The organism is Blautia sp. NSJ-140, assembly GCF_022868965.1.
Lineage (GTDB): Bacteria > Bacillota > Clostridia > Lachnospirales > Lachnospiraceae > Blautia_A.
Genome location: NZ_JALIFS010000003.1, coordinates 165,960 through 182,960, shown reverse-complemented (window position 1 = coordinate 182,960; position 17,001 = coordinate 165,960). Strand labels below are relative to the sequence as shown.

Annotated in this window: 19 protein-coding genes; 5 read left to right on the top strand and 14 right to left on the bottom strand. The window is 38.9% G+C overall.

Annotated elements, in window-relative coordinates:
• Positions 1-38: 38 nt before the first annotated feature.
• The 8 genes from MUB50_RS05205 to MUB50_RS05170 all read right to left on the bottom strand — a co-directional run bounded on the left by MUB50_RS05205 (position 39) and on the right by MUB50_RS05170 (position 8,818).
• On the bottom strand, positions 39-596 hold the full coding sequence (locus MUB50_RS05205; RefSeq protein WP_244790367.1) for an ATP-binding protein: 558 nt from the start codon (positions 594-596) through the stop codon (positions 39-41).
• A complete protein-coding gene (locus tag MUB50_RS05200) occupies positions 593-829 on the bottom strand; it encodes a hypothetical protein (protein WP_244802520.1) in 237 nt (78 codons plus the stop codon). The genes MUB50_RS05205 and MUB50_RS05200 overlap by 4 nt, the downstream gene beginning before the upstream one ends.
• Before the next feature lie 231 nt (positions 830-1,060).
• Positions 1,061-2,272 carry an ADP-ribosyltransferase gene (locus MUB50_RS05195; RefSeq protein ID WP_118624774.1) on the bottom strand — a complete coding sequence of 404 codons (1,212 nt, stop codon included), beginning with the start codon at positions 2,270-2,272 and terminating at the stop codon, positions 1,061-1,063.
• Positions 2,272-2,541: a WXG100 family type VII secretion target gene (locus MUB50_RS05190; protein WP_118624776.1), complete on the bottom strand. Its 270-nt coding sequence runs from the start codon at positions 2,539-2,541 to the stop codon at positions 2,272-2,274. Before MUB50_RS05190 ends, MUB50_RS05195 begins: the two co-directional genes overlap by 1 nt.
• A 49-nt stretch (positions 2,542-2,590) precedes the next feature.
• Complete coding sequence (locus MUB50_RS17025; RefSeq protein ID WP_118624778.1) at positions 2,591-5,938, bottom strand: FtsK/SpoIIIE domain-containing protein; 3,348 nt, start codon at positions 5,936-5,938, stop codon at positions 2,591-2,593.
• Positions 5,939-5,961: 23 nt separating this feature from the next.
• Complete coding sequence (locus MUB50_RS05180) at positions 5,962-6,183, bottom strand: hypothetical protein (protein ID WP_118624780.1); 222 nt, start codon at positions 6,181-6,183, stop codon at positions 5,962-5,964.
• Between the two features lies 1 nt (position 6,184).
• Positions 6,185-7,159, bottom strand: coding sequence for a transglutaminase domain-containing protein (locus tag MUB50_RS05175; RefSeq protein ID WP_118624782.1), 975 nt, complete (start codon positions 7,157-7,159; stop codon positions 6,185-6,187).
• 834 nt (positions 7,160-7,993) lie between these two features.
• Positions 7,994-8,818 (bottom strand): hypothetical protein, encoded by an 825-nt coding sequence (locus MUB50_RS05170; RefSeq protein WP_244790359.1) that lies wholly within the window; start codon positions 8,816-8,818, stop codon positions 7,994-7,996.
• 819 nt (positions 8,819-9,637) lie between these two features.
• Here MUB50_RS05170 and MUB50_RS05165 point away from each other — a divergent pair.
• The 5 genes from MUB50_RS05165 to MUB50_RS05145 all read left to right on the top strand — a co-directional run bounded on the left by MUB50_RS05165 (position 9,638) and on the right by MUB50_RS05145 (position 12,163).
• Positions 9,638-9,874, top strand: a complete 237-nt coding sequence (locus tag MUB50_RS05165; protein ID WP_118624786.1) for a hypothetical protein — start codon at positions 9,638-9,640, stop codon at positions 9,872-9,874.
• 415 nt (positions 9,875-10,289) lie between these two features.
• Positions 10,290-10,706: a hypothetical protein gene (locus tag MUB50_RS05160; RefSeq protein WP_244790357.1), complete on the top strand. Its 417-nt coding sequence runs from the start codon at positions 10,290-10,292 to the stop codon at positions 10,704-10,706.
• Between the two features lie 17 nt (positions 10,707-10,723).
• Positions 10,724-11,044 (top strand): DUF3307 domain-containing protein, encoded by a 321-nt coding sequence (locus MUB50_RS17150; RefSeq protein ID WP_244790355.1) that lies wholly within the window; start codon positions 10,724-10,726, stop codon positions 11,042-11,044.
• Between the two features lie 653 nt (positions 11,045-11,697).
• The gene (locus MUB50_RS05150; RefSeq protein ID WP_118624790.1) at positions 11,698-11,916 is read left to right on the top strand and encodes a hypothetical protein; all 219 of its coding nucleotides are present in this window, start codon (positions 11,698-11,700) and stop codon (positions 11,914-11,916) included.
• Positions 11,917-11,950: 34 nt separating this feature from the next.
• Entirely contained in the window at positions 11,951-12,163 is a 213-nt protein-coding gene (locus MUB50_RS05145) for a hypothetical protein (RefSeq protein ID WP_118624792.1), read from the top strand.
• A gap of 115 nt (positions 12,164-12,278) precedes the next feature.
• Here the strand turns inward: MUB50_RS05145 and MUB50_RS05140 are convergent, their stop codons facing one another.
• The 6 genes from MUB50_RS05140 to MUB50_RS05115 all read right to left on the bottom strand — a co-directional run bounded on the left by MUB50_RS05140 (position 12,279) and on the right by MUB50_RS05115 (position 16,994).
• Complete coding sequence (locus tag MUB50_RS05140; RefSeq protein ID WP_118624794.1) at positions 12,279-12,704, bottom strand: DUF488 domain-containing protein; 426 nt, start codon at positions 12,702-12,704, stop codon at positions 12,279-12,281.
• A gap of 10 nt (positions 12,705-12,714) precedes the next feature.
• Positions 12,715-13,080, bottom strand: a complete 366-nt coding sequence (locus tag MUB50_RS05135; protein WP_118624796.1) for a hypothetical protein — start codon at positions 13,078-13,080, stop codon at positions 12,715-12,717.
• Between the two features lie 618 nt (positions 13,081-13,698).
• The gene (locus MUB50_RS05130; protein WP_118624798.1) at positions 13,699-14,151 is read right to left on the bottom strand and encodes a DUF4365 domain-containing protein; all 453 of its coding nucleotides are present in this window, start codon (positions 14,149-14,151) and stop codon (positions 13,699-13,701) included.
• The gene (locus MUB50_RS05125; RefSeq protein WP_118624800.1) at positions 14,148-14,498 is read right to left on the bottom strand and encodes a hypothetical protein; all 351 of its coding nucleotides are present in this window, start codon (positions 14,496-14,498) and stop codon (positions 14,148-14,150) included. The genes MUB50_RS05130 and MUB50_RS05125 overlap by 4 nt, the downstream gene beginning before the upstream one ends.
• Before the next feature lie 713 nt (positions 14,499-15,211).
• Complete coding sequence (locus tag MUB50_RS05120; protein WP_118624802.1) at positions 15,212-15,412, bottom strand: hypothetical protein; 201 nt, start codon at positions 15,410-15,412, stop codon at positions 15,212-15,214.
• Between the two features lie 127 nt (positions 15,413-15,539).
• The gene (locus tag MUB50_RS05115) at positions 15,540-16,994 is read right to left on the bottom strand and encodes an ATP-binding protein (protein ID WP_118624804.1); all 1,455 of its coding nucleotides are present in this window, start codon (positions 16,992-16,994) and stop codon (positions 15,540-15,542) included.
• Positions 16,995-17,001 lie beyond the last annotated feature (7 nt).

Genomic DNA, 17,001 nt, shown 5'->3' with positions numbered 1-17,001 from the left:
CCATTCCGCTTCAAACTGAGCAAAGCTCAGCAGGTTTATTAGTTACCGTTGTTTACTCTACGATCCCTGCCAGGAAATTCAAGACGATATGCCTTGGATGTCATTCGGCTTAAGCAGGCATCTGCATAGGTGGAATCTCCAAAAAGTTGATACCATCCGGATACTGGAATCTGTGAGATAATAATAGTTGCCTTGCGGCAGTCTCTGGACTCGATGATTTCAAACAGGTCGCGGCATTTTTCGATATCCAGATCCATTAAGCCGAAATCATCTATCACCATGAGATCATAAGCGGCCATTTCATTCGAATACTCGAAGTAATTACCTTCCTGCCTGGCATAATCTGATTCCTTTAAAAGAGTGTTCGCACGTATATATTTAACAGTACGATTCTGATGCATTGCTGTGATACATAAGGCGCAGGCGATGTGCGTTTTCCCAGCACCGGCCCCTCCGGTCATCAGTAGGTTATTCGGCTCATCGATCCAATCACACTTGGCCAGAAGTTCTATGACGTGTGTATTCAGCTGACGTTCTGGATCGTAGATTGAACTGTCAAGATCCGCTGCAGGATATTTCAGGGACGCTTTCTTCATGAGGCGTTTAAACTTTTTACTCTCACGCTAATCCCACTCATGATTCCATTTTTATTTATGGTTACAGGATCACCACGACGCAAAAGATTATAGATTCTTATCCTTTCTTCTTCCGCTCTGTTTTTTTCTGGTTCGTGAATAAGATTATTGCCGATAATGCTGTCGGCCGAAAATTCTTTATCTGTAGAAGGTGCTTCTTGAAGCTCAATATGCTTGTCCGGAGATAAAGACATAATTGATACGCCTCCTTAAATTTTTACTCAGACCTGTTTTTTATATGGACACTGCAGTTTTCCACTGCGTGTCCCATTGGGAATCCTTGCGTATTTCTGGCAGGATAAAGGATGGTTTGTCCTATACGCACAGTCCTTACACTGATTTGTCACTATTTCGAGGTCTCCATTTTCATAAAGAAAACGTTTATTTCTTTCCATTGATAAAACATCTCCTTACCATTTATTTTATTAAGCTTCAACGACACCAGTAACTAGTGTGATGGTATCTGTGTCTGCCGGGTTTCCGGTAATCGTACTTCTTGGGACATCAGATGTTTCGGTAACAAATATGCTGCTGCCACAATCAAGGAGCAGTTCACATTCATTTGCAAATTCAGATCCAACGTTCCCTATGTATGCACCTCTTGAGCCTTCTGTGACGGTGAGTCGCATAATTACGTCACTCGAATTTGTAAATATATTGTCTGAAACCAGTGAACAACTCATAAATCCATTATCCCGTAAGCCATCTCCTCCAGCCACCCGAGCGTTTTCTATCATGTTATGGTAGGCATCCCTCGATATAGCCCTGTAAACAGTTACATCTGAGGGCACAGATGCACGGCTGAGGGCACTATGCATACGCATATAACGCATTTGGTTCCCATCTCTAAAAGAATCCTTGCCTCTCAGTGTATCATTGATGTTTACATAATAACTTGATTCATGCGGGTATAATTCTTTTTTATAATCAATCAATGCTTGCCTTTCAACGATACTTAATGAATCGTTCCATTCCTGAAATGCCTGCATTCCCCATTCTTGTGCATTTCCCTTATTGCTTCCAAAATCTGTTACGGAAAAGGCTCCCTGTCCCTCGTTTCCTCCTCCAAAGAGCGATGAACGCCCCCCAGATGAAGAATCTGTATCGGATCCATGGGAAAGCAGTCCTAATCCCATGCCTATGGCGGAAACCCCTGTAACGATCTTGCCGTATCCAGTGCTCAGAATATTTGTTTTCCGTGAAATATATTCTTTTCCGTCTGTATTTGCATTTTCAGCGGCGAGATGAACCTGTTTAGCAGTTTTTAACGCCTGTGAGCTTTCCTGGCGGAACCTGGATAATGTCTGTCGGATGTCATTGTTTCTAAGACGTTCTTTCCGGATACGTGAATGAAGGATGCTGATCTGGTGCTGGCATGCGGCAATTTGTGCACTATAGTCATGATCTTCATCTTCCATTGCTCTGTATGAAGCAATTTCATTTTCAAGATCCTGAATTTCATGTTTCCATGCAGACATCTGGTCTTCGCTGTGCTGTATGGCCGATTTTGTTTTTGTCTCAATGTAATTGACCATTTTCAGCAGCTTTTGAGATTCTGTTGAAATATCAGATGCAACATCATTGACAATGGAAGCCATGTGTTCCATGGATTCCGTGGTAGTTTCTGCCTTTCCCATTATTTACCAAGATATACATCTATCTGTTTTGCTTTTGTATCAAGTTTCTTTGAATATTCCAGAAATGCAGGAGCTGTTCTTTTGATTGTTTTTTCAAGCTCTCCTAACGCCTGACCGAATTTCTGATACTGCAGATCGTTCCACTGGCTGCCGGCTGTTGAATACTGGGATTTCAGCTTTGTAATCAGAGCTTCCTGCTGTGTAACATACTGTTTTACCTGTTTTGAAAAATTTCTGATTGCTTCAGAATCTGCGGATGCTTTTGCCATAATTATCTCTCTCCTTTTTCATAAGTTTCCTATAGATATTATCCAGTTATTACTGGTATATCTTCAATTTTTGTATTTCAGAATTCAGGTTGCTGTAAACGAGCTGGGTTTCGTTGAGTTTTCCTGCGATAGAGGAGTCAATTAATACATCTGATTCGGCAGAGCTCATTTTTCCGAGTACCTTATTTCCAAAATATTCGATGTCACCAAATTCCAGTTTTTTGACACTTTGGGCACTGTCCATCCAGGCCACAATAAAAATATTTCGCTGTGCGCCTTTCTGAAGCAGTATCCGGAATATCTGGCCTGGCGATTTTTTGCTGTCACAATTATCGTTATCGTCTAGTGCAAATGGATCTTCCATATCAAAGTCCGTTTCTCCATCAAATGTTTCCAATATCCTATCCATATTCTGTAGACCAAAAAGAAACAAAAATAATGGTTGATTGATATCATCGGAATCTTCTTCCCTTTGTTGAAATTCTTCATATAAGGTATTCAGTGCTTCTGAAATTCCCTTGCTGTTTTTGGTATAGAAGATATCTTCCATGCCGTTACTCAATTCTAAAAGTAAATCATTTTTATCTGCTTTTCTGGTCTGAATTTTTTGATCGCAAAGGAAAATGAATGGAGAAACTGTGCTGAACTCAGAATCTCTGCTTTTAGCAATCAGCAGACATTGAATATAATTCAGAAACAGTTTTCTGGATTTTTCCTGATCATTTGTAATAAGAAGCAAATGATTCTTATTTACCGCATTAAATTTCATAACTGCAGGTTTTACATCTCCCATTGATTCACCCAGAACAAGCGTGTAGTCTTCATCATATCCCACAATTCCTTCGAGTTTATCGGTTGAACTAAGGAGTTCATTAAAATAAACACTTTTTGAACCATCATATACAACAATTTCTGGGAGAATTCCCTGATCAGCATAATATTTTCCAACGCTTTGCAGGAATTCTACTCTGTCTGAGTCTGGCATAAATGCAGTTACAAACTTTTCCGGATCACAGGAATCATCTGCAATATATGCGCCAGCTCCTTGTGTTGAGCCAAAAGTATTAGTGATTTTTGAATTCTTTTTTAACATAAATTCAGCATCATCGTCATCGCATTTCAACACAATACGCACCGTCATCTGGGCAAACAGCCCAGCGTCCAGGGAAATATCATGGAGACGCGCAATGCCCTGTGACGCAATTAAGACATTGATACCAAAAGAACGTCCCTGTTTGATTAATTTATTCATATAGTTGGCACATTCTTCGGCGACCTTATAGTTTGTATTAATATCGAATAAAACCTGAAATTCATCAATGATTACTAACACTCTTGGCAGGGGCTTTCCAGTTATCCTGCGATAGGATTCGATATCCTTTACTTTTGCTTCCCCGAACGCTTTACTTCTCTCAGTTATTTCTTCACATAACTTGCCAAGAATGCTTAATCCGAGTTCCTGTTGGCTTTCAATGGAAACAAATTTGACCTGTGGAACTTGGTTATTCGCATATAATGAAAATTCTACACCCTCCTTAAAATCCAGAAGGTATAAAGATAATTCGTCAGGTCCATAGTGTGCAATGGCACTCAGGATAATGGAATGTAAAAGTGTGGATTTTCCAGATCCTGTGGTACCTATTAGAATGCCACTGTGGGAAACCCCTTTTCCAAAAATCAGGTTCTGCACTTTGCCTGGGCCGCCCATACCAAATGGAATAACCAGACTGTTGCAGGAGTTTCTGGAAAACATCTCTGCATCGTCTGTCAGAAGCTTACTGAGCGGTTCAGACTTTGTACTATTACTTACAACTTCTTCAGCATAAGTTTTTAATAAGCTGTTCCAGTTAGAAGGCGTCTTGTTTAAACGGAATGTATATGGGACATCTTCTTCCGGAAAAAGCAGATCTGATGCGTGAAACTGACAGCACATACGTTGCCGCAGCAAATTGATTTTTTTGGTTACGTCACCATATTCATCTGAGAAAAGATTTTCATTATAATTTATTATAATGCTTACCCCGCACTGTTCACTTTGAATCAGAATTCTTTCTAACTTTTCGAGAGCTTCATCGTTAAACCCTTTAGGAAAGTTATCAATCACAAGCAATGAATAACGCTCATAAATGCTTCCTGATGCGTGGTTAAAATCAAACAAGGTATCATAACCATTTAATTTTTTCTGCACAAGAGCTTCATTTGATTTCAAAATAATGTCAAGCAATTTGTTGATGCTTTGGGAAGAAGTTGCTACTTCGTTCCGGACAATGCTACTGTCTACATTATTTAATGGTGAAAATATTTTAAAATTTGCTCCGGAATGGTAGCCATCAATAAAAAAGCAGTTTACACTGGATACTGGCATATTAAGCAGATAATGGCAGATAAAGCCTTTTACTGATTCAACAGCCACACCCTCTGCATCTTTATTGTTGATAAACAGTAAATGTGTTGTCTCTGCTTTTAACAGAAGAGGCAGTACAAGAATTGTCCCGTTTTGGATATAGGATCCGTATAATGAGGCAAGGACATCGGTTATGTATTCATGCTCCTTTGTAACATTTATCTCAAACTCAAAAGAACCTACGCAGATATCTTCTGGCATAGAAGCAACTGTTTTATAGGCCCCCTCAGCAAGGGAACATTTCTCTGCACGGTTATCCAGATCCAAGAGATCTTCTACTGGCAACGCAGTCTGAAGTGACTGTTCAAACTGCTGCCGTGCAGCTTTAACCCGTTCTACATATTCCAAATCAAGCTGTTTGGCATCCGCATTATAAGAGTCTTTAATTTCAGAAATCTTGTTTTCTGCATTTGTATCGATATCTTCATGAATCCGTCCAACAGATCGTGCTGATTTATCCAGCAACCCTACTAACACCTCTGCCCTATCCATCAGAAACTCCATCTCAGCATATGCCTGATGCCTTTTTGTTCCTTTCCGTGACATGAACTCCCGGAATATATGCGGCGGATTTTTATTAGAATAAATGGCAATCAGCTCCTGCAGTCGTTCATTAATATAGTCCAGCTGGTCTAGAGGATTGTTGTTGTTTTCATATGGGTATTCATAAGAATCCGCTAAAACAAGCTTCCCTGCGTTTTTTCTTTTTGAGTAGCTTCTGTCATTTAAAGAATAAATAGATTCGTTAGATTTCATAGCTGCAAGCTGTTCTTCCCCAAGATGCAGGAAATGATCTCTTTGTGTCTTCAGCTCTGACTTATAGAGGTTAGCCTCCCTGAGCCACTTGTTTATTTCGTCCTGGTTGAGCTTTAGCAGTTTATCATCCTGGATTTCAAACCAGTTTTCGATTTCCGAAAAGTCTCGTATATACTGCGAAACCATTGTTTGTAAAGCTTCACATATGTTTACTACTTCTGGGTGGATTTTTATCACAATATAACCCTCCTGACATTAAATTAAATGTCAACTCCAAGCCGTTTTAATTTATCAGCTACTTTTCCAAGTGTTTCAATATCATGTGAAATACTGGACTGCTTTATTACGACAGGAGTAAGATATTTTTTTTCATATTCTTTCGCCTTGGAATCCTTCCATGTTTCCCGGACAGAATTCCATTCTCTTTTCAGTTTTACTATACTGCTGTTAATGTTTAACCGGATGTTTTCTAAATCTTCCATTTTATATCCTCATAATGAATACAGTTCGAGTAGTTTCATTAATCCAGTAACGGTAAGCACCAAGAAATGGCACTTTTTTCAAATAATATTTTAGATTATCCTTCATTGTGGATGAATCAAAGGTATATTTAAAATAAATCCTGTTTTCACCTAGATGAATCTGTTTTATAACATAAGAAACTAATTCACCAGGTGAATGCACAATGGATTCTGTATATGAAAAATAATTGTAACGGTGGCTGGTACACGGTGGATATTCATGATCAGGAATCCGGCTCTGATACATTTCACTGGAAGTCAGATTAAAATAATCATATTTAATAATCCGGCTATCCTGTCCATTTAGCAAATCCCACGTGGCGTCAACCTGATAATAAGAATGATCAATGGATACTAGATTCCAGGCATGATGTTCTGAGTTACCGGATTCATTCGTTGTAATTCCTGTCGCTACAATACATGGTACCCCAAGATAATCCATAAGAAGCTTGAAGCTTAATGCAACGCCAGCACATACACTGTTGTTTTCCAGAAGGGTTCCGACTACAGTGTAAGCATTCACAGGCTGGGAAACAACAGATGCACTGTAGTTTACATTCTGGATAAGATAATTATGGATGAAGATTTCCTTTGAAAACTGATCCTCTACATGAAGTATTGGAGTACATATTTCTGTAATACGTTCATCTAACCATTCCAGTAATTCAACAGTAGAATGCGCTGAGAAAAAATATTTTGGACGTATCCTTACAGATGCACCAGTCTGTTCAAGCATGCAACCCTGTGTGCTTGTGTAAAAGATTTTTGGATTGTCATATAGTACCATCTTAAATATAGTGCCAACCATTGCAGAGGTAATTGGATAATGGCTATTTATGTAGATAATATCCTGATAATCCAGTAATCCTTCTAAAATGCAGGTATATATATCTTTCTCTAATTCATTGCAGATGGAATAATAATATCTGTTGTCCATATTTGTCTCATTTCTCAAATAAATGATATCTTCAATTTTTTATGAAGATAAGTTACTTTTAATTCATATAGATTATCTCATGAAAGCAACCTATTGGCAATTGAGGTTTTCGTAACAGACTGACACCTGATACGTCTTAAAAAAGCTAATAAGTTTCTATTAAACGCATCATATATTATACCATTTTATGGCATATATTACCATATGTTATTATGAAACAATATAAAAAATTGGTAAATATGCTTAAAATTCGACAAAAACAGACATTTTTCGACATCTATATAAAATCAAAAGATAAAATACATTAGAATCTTATATTCATGTGGCGAATTCATCTTGTACTATGTCTGAAAGATAGTTGCAGATTGACGTCCTCTGCACGGCTGAAGCTGGCAACATTCGCACTGGGATTTCGTTCTGGTAATAAAAAGAGCCCCGAAGGGCTCAGTGATGTAACAACAAATATCAACTTATATTTCTTTTTCAATTCTTCTTGCTTAATTGTTTCAACTCACAGTCGGTATTTACGGAGTCTGACAAGCCGGGATGATCCCGACTGTGGTTAGCCTCATGTCAGCGGGGATACCGATTTCTCTCCGCCCACCGCTGCCGTTAAGTTTCTTTTACAATTCATCCCACTGCCTACGCTTCGTTTAGAGGCAGGGGATTTCTTGCTTTTCTACAAATCGTCCGTATTTCTAAAGCGATTGCATTATTAATATGCAATACTTTTAGAAATACGGACGATTTTTATAAGAAAAGTTCATTTGTGAAAAGCTTGCTTTTATTTCTAATATGTTATTTTGTATTACAATCAGCCCATTTTTATAAAAATTAATTTTCAGCACATTCTGCGACAAATGCCAAAACCTTTCTATTTAATGCCAGATGCGCCAGCTTTCGTTCACTCAGTGTTTTATCAAGTTCTTCTTCCGAATAAGTACCTCTTTCCAGAAGACTGGATTTGTACTCTGCAATATCACCACCGGTAACAGTAATGCCATTCTGATCTGCAATATAAAGAATCAGAAGATCCATAGAATGTTCTTCCGTGCTATCCATGGATATTTTTTTGCCAGCCACTTCATATTCCTGAGCAAGTTCTGCAGGTGCAATTCCCTTTGCGTCTGCTTCTTGCTGGATCTTTTCATAGGTCAGATCATTCTCTGACTCTTCTTCTGGAATTTCTTTTATGTCTATAGAATCAGCAATTTGCGTCATAACTTCCATAAAGACATTATAGTTATGCTGCTCTTCTTTTTCTGCCTCCAGCATTTCTTTTATATACTGCTGGTATTCTTTAACAGACTGATACTTTTGATCAGACAGCTTTACTGCAATTTCATCAGTAAGCTGTGGTTGTGTCCGAACAGCTTTCAGGTATACGGTAAAAACCCCCTTTTTCCCAGCCTGTTGTGTAAACGTATCATTATCTGGAAGAGCAAGTTCAAATGTAATGGTATCCCCGAGCTGTTTCCCAATCAATTTTTCTTCAAATTCTGAAAAATAATTTCCTGCCCCAACATTTAGATTCATATCCTTTTTGCTACCTGGGGTATACTCTTTCCCATCGACGGTGCAGATAATATCCAGATTCACAAGATCATATCGGTTTATGCTACCTTCTGTTTTATCAATCCATATTTCCTTTTTTTTCATCAGATCCGAAATCCTGGACTGTATTTCATCATCTGTCACTTCTTCAGACGGAGTCTGTTCAACTTTAATGTTACTGTAATCTCCCAGGGATATATAATCAGATGCTTTGTATCCAAAATCATACACTTCATCTTTGGATGTTGTGCCCTTAAACTGTATGGTTCCAGCATCGGAAGTAATGGTTGGGGAACCAGATGGGTCTTCAGCCAAAGTTTCCAGTGTTACATTTGTTTCGCCTGTTTTGTTCCCTCCACATCCAGATAAAATACCTGCCATAGAGGTTAACAGGCACAGAAAAAGAACCGTTTTTCTTCGCATTTTAAACTCTTTTAAATATTGATGATCTTAATATGTTATTTGGGTCAAAAGGAAGTAAAAAAGCTGAAACACTTTATTTGTGTCACAGGCTTAAATAGTACAAATTTTTCAAAAAAACATACAGTGAAAGTTCATTTCCAATAGTTTGTAGTGGCCAGCATTGAAAGACTCACGACTGTTACTGGTTTCTGATAGGGAACCAGGCTTTCTTTCCACCTTTCTGTTTCGTCTACCAGTGCCTTTCTTTTGAAAGGTTCTTACACAGCTTTCAGACGGAGCCTTCTCTCTTCCGTCCATGGCGTAGGCTTATACGGTACATGCCGCAATTTCTCTGTTTCCCCGGTGTCCCGTTAAATTCACGTTTTTCTGCATAAAGCGGATATCCTCTTTTAAGATTATTTGCAACAGTCCTGGTGTCAGATGATTACGAAAAGTAGGCTATAAAAAAGTCATTATATTTGTTAGGATTATGTCAAGAAATATTTTTAGGAGGACATGATTATGAATAAAACATTAGAACCAATCCCAGTCTCTGTTTGGTTTCACCCAGACGGTCGTGTAAAACCTTACCATTGCCACTATAGAGGAAAGACACTGGATCTTTCAGTACTTCAGGAAGAGCAGAAAGGAAACACCATCCGCTACATCTGTAGATTTGATGACGATGATGAGTGGGAGTTCTTTGAGGCTGTCATTGTGTTTGATAAGCAGGAACTGATGTGGTATATAGAAAGGTAGATATCAGACATGAAAATGGATTCTGAATGTCTGCCTATGAAGCAGGGTAATATTCTTCTGATGCATATATGCATGTATAGTAAAAAATAATAGAAAGACGAGGATTATTTTTATGTATTGTTACGTAATTTTTGGAAAGGACAAACATGGGCACACCAAAAAATATCTTTGTAAATACAATGGAGATCTGGAACCCGGAGATGTTATCTGGATCTTGGATAATAGAATTTATACAGCTTTAGTACGGGAGGTGCTGGACAAACTTTCAATTGATTCAGATTCTCTCAAAATCCAGAATATATTCTGGAAGAATCCGGAAGGTACTTTTCCGGCAAAGTTTGCAGAATCATTCTTTCTTGCTCTGGTTGATGAGTATAAAAATGGTGAAATCACAAAGGAGAAACTGACCCAGATTATGGAGCATTTTCTGGTTGCCATTGATTCTGATTTGAAAAGTAACAGTGTTCTGGAAGAAATTCTATGCAAAAAGCTGCCAGATGCCAGCTTACAATTCACGGACGAGTTGGTCGAAGATAAAAAACTGGCATTTTGGAAAGAGCTCAAAGATATGGAATTCCGTTTGAAGTATGGATATTCTTTTTGGGATACGCCAAAAGATCATAAAGAAGATCCTATCGAATATACAGACGAATATTTAAAAATAGAGCTGGAATTGGAACGTTTGATCCGAAAGCAGATTGGAGAAAATGAAAAAGAGCGTTTTGGTTTCTGCCATCTGTATTGGGGAACCAAAAAGAAGATTCTGAAAGAACAGTTTGGAATTGAATGGCAAAGTCCGGCAGAGTTAAATCCTGATATAAACTTCGATTAACAAAGGAAGCGAAATTTTTGCTGGAGAAAACCATACAGCTTTTCTTCTGCCATCTGCTTGGGGATTACTTCCTACAGACACCATACATAGCAGAAACAAAAGGAAAAAATTCATATCATATGTTCGTTCATTGCAGTTTGTATTGTTTTCCATTTTATCTCTGTTTCGGTTTGGATCAGAGGATACTGCTGGTATTTCTCTCTCATTTCTTAATTGATACCCTAAAAGCCAGGTACGACCGAATTAGTGTTATCATGGATCAGACCCTGCACTATATGGTTTTAACCATATATCTGCTGCCGATTTCATATTGTATGGTGTCAATCCCCCTTTCGTAATATACTGACATCGCATTTTAAAGAAAGTTGTTTTATGATAATACCAACAACAAGAAAGGAGGCGAAAAACAATAACCTATACAGACAAAAGCCAGAAAAACAGTTTTAAGGAATCTTCTGATCTGTTCCCTGAAGATTCCGATTCCTGGTTTCAGAACCTTCCACATCTGGGCATCGTCCATCCATATGGAATGAAAACTGCTATGTTGTTTCAACTCGCAGTCGGTATTTACGGAGTCTGACACGCCGGGATGATCCCGACTGTGGTTAACCTCATGTCAACGGGGGGATACCGATTTCTCTCCGCCCACCGCTGCCGTTAAGTTTCTTTTAAAATTCATCCCATTGCCTACGCTTCATTTAGAGGCAGGGGATTTCTTGCTTTTCTACAAACCATCCTCCTTCCTAAAGCGATTGCATCACTAATATGCAATATTTTTAGAAATATGGACGATTTTTATAAGAAAAGTGCATTTGTTAAAAGCAAAACTTTTGGATGGCGCAGACCTCTCATCTCCCACCCTCTCTGTATCAGACGGGGAAGAAAATAAGAGCGGAGGTGTAGCAGATAGCTAAGATAATGGGCAAGAAAAAATCCAATAACATTCTGGTTCCATCCAGAAAATTAAAAAAACATTAAGGAGGAATTTTCTATGAGTTTTTTGAGAAGTGGGTCAGATGAAGATTACAGACTGAAAGAAGAAGCGGATTATATCCACCGCAAATGTGCGGATGCGACGACTTATGACGAAAGAGACAAATGGGCAGAAAAAGGAGAGGCCCTGGCAAGAGAAATGCGAGCAGAATATGGTCTTGGCGACAAACAGGTTCAGATGATTATCAATGATAATTACCTCGACCGTCTTCGCTGATACATATAAAAACATATTATAGGAGGATCAAAAAATGGCAAGATTAGAAACAAGTTCAGATGACTGGTACAAATTCAATGAAAAGGCAGATAAGATTCTGCGTAAACATTCCGATGCCCGTACAAGTGCTGAAAGAGAAAAATGGGAACGTAAGGCAGAGGAACTGATTGATTACATGCGGAGCAAATACGGTTATGATGACAACGTAGAACGCATTATCAGCATGTACTATTTGGACAGGCTGTAATTTATTTAAGGCAAGTCCAATCTCAGCAGATCTAAGCTGTACAAGATATCAAACAAAATGGCAAATTGTAGGCACCTCTGTTCTGGAGGTGCCTTTTTCCTGCACTTTTGCCATGTCAGATGCAACGGCGGAACATTTCATAATATTTCCTGTATTCTGTACTGGTATCAATCTCTGCTCCCATTCCAAGCAAGATCCCTGCAATGATGCTTCTATGGCAAAGCGCCTCTTCTTCGCAATAACATCCAAGGACAATCTTTCTTCTGCTGCCTTCTCTGCACAGATAATCCAGATTAGCTTTCGCATTTTCATTTTTCGATAGTTCTGAAATGAATTGCGGAACATATTCTTTCTGGAAAAATTCCGGACCAAACTGTCCAGCATGGAAAGCCTTCCGATATCTCAGGAAGAGTTCACTGGACGGAGCCAGGGATTGGACCAGTTTTTCTTCTTTTGGTGAACTATCCGGAGAACGGACAATCCACCAAACCTCATCATAGTCTGATGTGCAGATGTTCGGAATCTGATCAATATAAATCATAATTTTCTCTTCAGCCTACCTTTCTCGGCATTGCTTTCTGAAAACAAGGATGCTCCAGAAGCAGTTCCACTTTCCATACTTTTACACCTGCTGCATTAATCTCTCCTGCCAGTCTAGTCCAGTTGCCTGGAAGTTCCAGAAGAACGGATGGAATCAGGTAAGAAAACTTATGTATTCTTTCTCTTCCCTTTGTCGTACGGATCTGCCAGCTCTCCAGAGTGCATTCCCGACGGAAACGGCTGCTGCGGCAGAAGAAACGCTCCACTGCATAAGCAACTGTATCTTTTTCGTATTCACACGTTACTTCTGAGAACATTTTATAGTTTTCAGTAACCGATACCTCACATACGATATTTGCAAATTCTAATTTCTTCATAAACATTTACCTCCATGGAATTCTACGATTTTTAGTTTCCGGCTGTCGGTTACCATCCCCTGCTGTTGTCAGAAGCAGCATGTCTCTGTTGGAAAACTATACGCAGTTCCAACTCCGCATTAGGATGGATTACAGGGCTTTTAAGAAATAAAAAACTGAGCCCATATTCATTCATCAAGCTCAGTACAGTTTCTCAATATGACGCACTAAGCCCTTGAAGAATTATCCGAATCCTAATGCGTATTTAGTTGCAAATGTTTATACTGCTATTCTAACAGCATCCTTGAAAAAGTCAATCTGATTTTTTGATTTTCCAGAAAAATAGTATCTGTTTTGTATTATAATTATGGAATTATAATTATGGGCGATGTTGTTCATTGTGAGATATGTGCAAAACTGATACAATGGATGTTACGGAAGGAGGAAAACTCATTATGTTAGATTCTGTTATTTTAAAAATCAAAGATTTCTTTGACCAAAGCATTCTGTTACAATTGTGTATGGAACCAGAATACCATCTGACCCCCGAAGAAACAATCAAATTATTGGAATATATTAACAGCTTATGAAAACAAGAGCCAGAGCGTAATGTGATATGCCCTGGCTTTTCCCATTTTCTTATTTCTGAAGAAATTTTTCTGCCTTATACTTTTCAATCAAAGGAAGGTTTTTCTTTGCCAGACTGATGCCCCATTCTGGTTTGCTCGTTTGTCCCGGCTTACCATATGTCCGGTCCACGAGTGCCGCATTTGGATGGCTCCAGGCCGTCGCAGGGATAATATATACAACAGGCAGCTGGTTCTGAAAGAAATGAAGAAAGCAGACCAGATGATGGTCGTCCATAACCAACTTATCTTTTTTTACGAATAGATATTTGCCCTTATACTGGGATTTTACCTGTACTTCATAAAAAATTCCGGTATCCTTTTTCTTTGCAATAAAATCCACGCCATGGTCATCCACTTCTGAGGTATATACTTCGTATCCATAAGAAGCAAATTCCATCTTTGCATAGTATTCCCCGAATTGTCCGAGCTGTAGCGGAGATAATTTTTCCCAATCTGTATTCATTGGTTTTTCTCCACAATTTCAACTATAAATCTTGCAACAAGTTTCTTTCCATAATATTCAAATGGATTTACACCTGCTTTTAGATCTTCATGCAGGCTCCAGGCAAACGGCTCGCCCTGCATATCTTCCCGGATCCATGGATCGTAAATGGTATGACCTTTGTAAGAAAAAGACACAAAATCCCTTTTATCCAGATAATCATTATGCTGAGCCATTTCCAACTGTTTCTGAACCAGCCCTTCCGCCTGGAATAAAAAATCATTTTCTTTGTCCTGGATTTCCCGGTAGGACAAAGATTCCAGCGAACTGACATCTTTTCCCGTCAGACGGGCATAGCAGATATCCATCCAGGTAGTTTCTTCTATTTTCCATATCGGATTAATAACAAACAACTCTTCTGCCAAATACTATTTATTTTCTTATGCAAATCTTTTTACAATTCGTTTTTCAACAATTCTCTGCTGCTGTCTGCAAACATTAGATCTGTTATTCTGCTAAATCGGTTTTCTACAATATTTTCTTCCTGCAATTCAGGTGTTGTTCTTGACAAGAATGAAATTCATCAAATTATAAATAGATTAGCAAACTTGGAAAGGGATTATAGACTAAGACTTGATGAAGCAGATAGTTTGGTAAATACCCTTAAAGAAATGACAGCATCCCCCAATGCTGAAAACAGCGAAGGTATAGTCAATAAGTATAAGCCAAAATAAGACCTTATTAATATTGCAAATGTTTTTACAAAAAATAACCTCTGCCAAAAATATCTTACATAGTAGAACTGTAAGAAAATCTTCTGGCAGAGGTTATCTGCTGCATTTGGAGTTTAGTATGTTATTTTTTGACATCATAAATTCTATTTAAGTACAGAATAAAAGATTGGTCATAACATATTTGTCTTTTGTATTAGAGAAATAAGATTTGTAAATGAAAGGGGCATAAAGTGTAAAAAATGGGGTAAAAAATCATGAGAAAATATGGTCAAAAATGGGTACTTGTCATCGTATCATTTAATGTCATTTGGTATCAAGCAACACTTATCGGCATCAAAATATTGTTATCAAATAACATTCCCAGACACTATATATTGTGTTTTGGCATCGAATAGAAAAAGGATTTCATAGACATCCGGGAAGCACATTGCGAAACGGATATCTACCGCATTTTTATCTTTCATTACGGAGTTGACTTCACCGCCGATATAGCGGGCAGCTTTGTCAACCTTCATTAAAATTTCATCGCTTAAAGCTAGAGTTCTCATAATATTCCTTTCAGAAGTTATTGTTTAACATAATGCCAAGCAGGGAAAATCCCCCACAACGTTCCCATTATATACGGAATGGTGGGGGATTTCAAGGGAGAGTCAGTTAGTTTACAGTCACGAAAATTCAACGTATATGCTTTTTCTTCATCTGCAGGATCTCAAGCAGCACTTCATATACTGCCATATTCTCCTTCACCACCAGGGCAAGGCTCTCTTTTGCCTGGTTCAGAAGGTGAAAAAGACTTCGTACATTAGAATATTCTCCCGAAGAACACCTGGATCTGAGATATCCGTTTTCATCATAATAATATTGTTCATCCAGCAATACGACAATCTTCTCCTCAGGTCTCACCGCCTGGACACCAGGCTGCCCGGAAGCCTCTTCTGTCCGCTCCTTAAATCCCTGTTTCACAAGATCATGCAGAAGCTTTTCCGCCTCACTGTTATTGTTGGCATACATCACCACAATATGCGGATACCATCTGGAGCTTCTTTTTTCCGGCAGATGTACCATGTTCTGAATAAAAGAAGACAGTTCCGCATTGGTACGGATCCGGTTTGTCAGATGGAATTTCTGAATTCCCGGCAGCTTTCCCAGTCCCTCCACAATACTTCGATCCAACTCCTCCGGTGATATCACATCTTCGGAATCACTGGAAAAGATCACAGGCCGGCGCTCACTCCAGGTAAGCAGAACAGACAATTTTTCCGGGGAAAGAAGATGTGCTTCATCTACCAGAATGCTGCTGTAACAGCCAAGATCCGTCGTTCCGTCCAGCTGAGTATCTGCCAGAAAATCTATCCGCCGTAGACGTTCATGAAGAATCTTCCATTCTTTTCCCGCCTCTCCACAGTGAATGATACAGACTCTCTGGCGCACGGACAACTTCATCGCAATATCATAAAGCAACAATGTTTTTCCGGTTCCTGGAAGTCCGCTGAACCAGAAATATCCTCCTCTTTCTCCACGTATTCTCTTCAGAATCTGCCGTTCAATATCTCTCTGCTGGGAAGTAAGGAAATACTCTTTTTTGAGAAAACGCTCCGGTTCTGTCAGCGGAGAGATCAGATAAAGCTCTGCCTGAAACAGATCCTCGATATCTCCCTCATAGTCCGGGCTTTCTTTCCCCAATGCAATACATAGCTGTTTCCAGTCCCCCTCCACAATGTGATCGTGATTGGTCAGTCTCACCAGACGATCTTCACTGCTGATATAGGTATAGGATAGGATCGGTTTCCCAAAAACAGACAGATAATACCGGTTCTGGATCAGCTGTCTTCGAATAGCCTCATCCGATACACTGCCACTTTTCAGTTCAATATTTACGATCTGATCATCCTTGATCTGAAGGAGATCAAACTCCTTTCCAAGCTTCGGGATCTGGAACGAATAAAAAAGCCGGAGCTTATATACTTCTTCCATATGCAGTTCCAGTTGCTTCACCAGTACTTTCATACTTTCCAGTTCCCACTCTTTGATCCTGAGAAAAAAATCTCTGCCGGAAAGCTGGCGTTCCAGCTTCTGGACACATTCCATATTTTGATTTCTTGTAAGTGCATAGATTGATATTGCCTTCATATTCCAA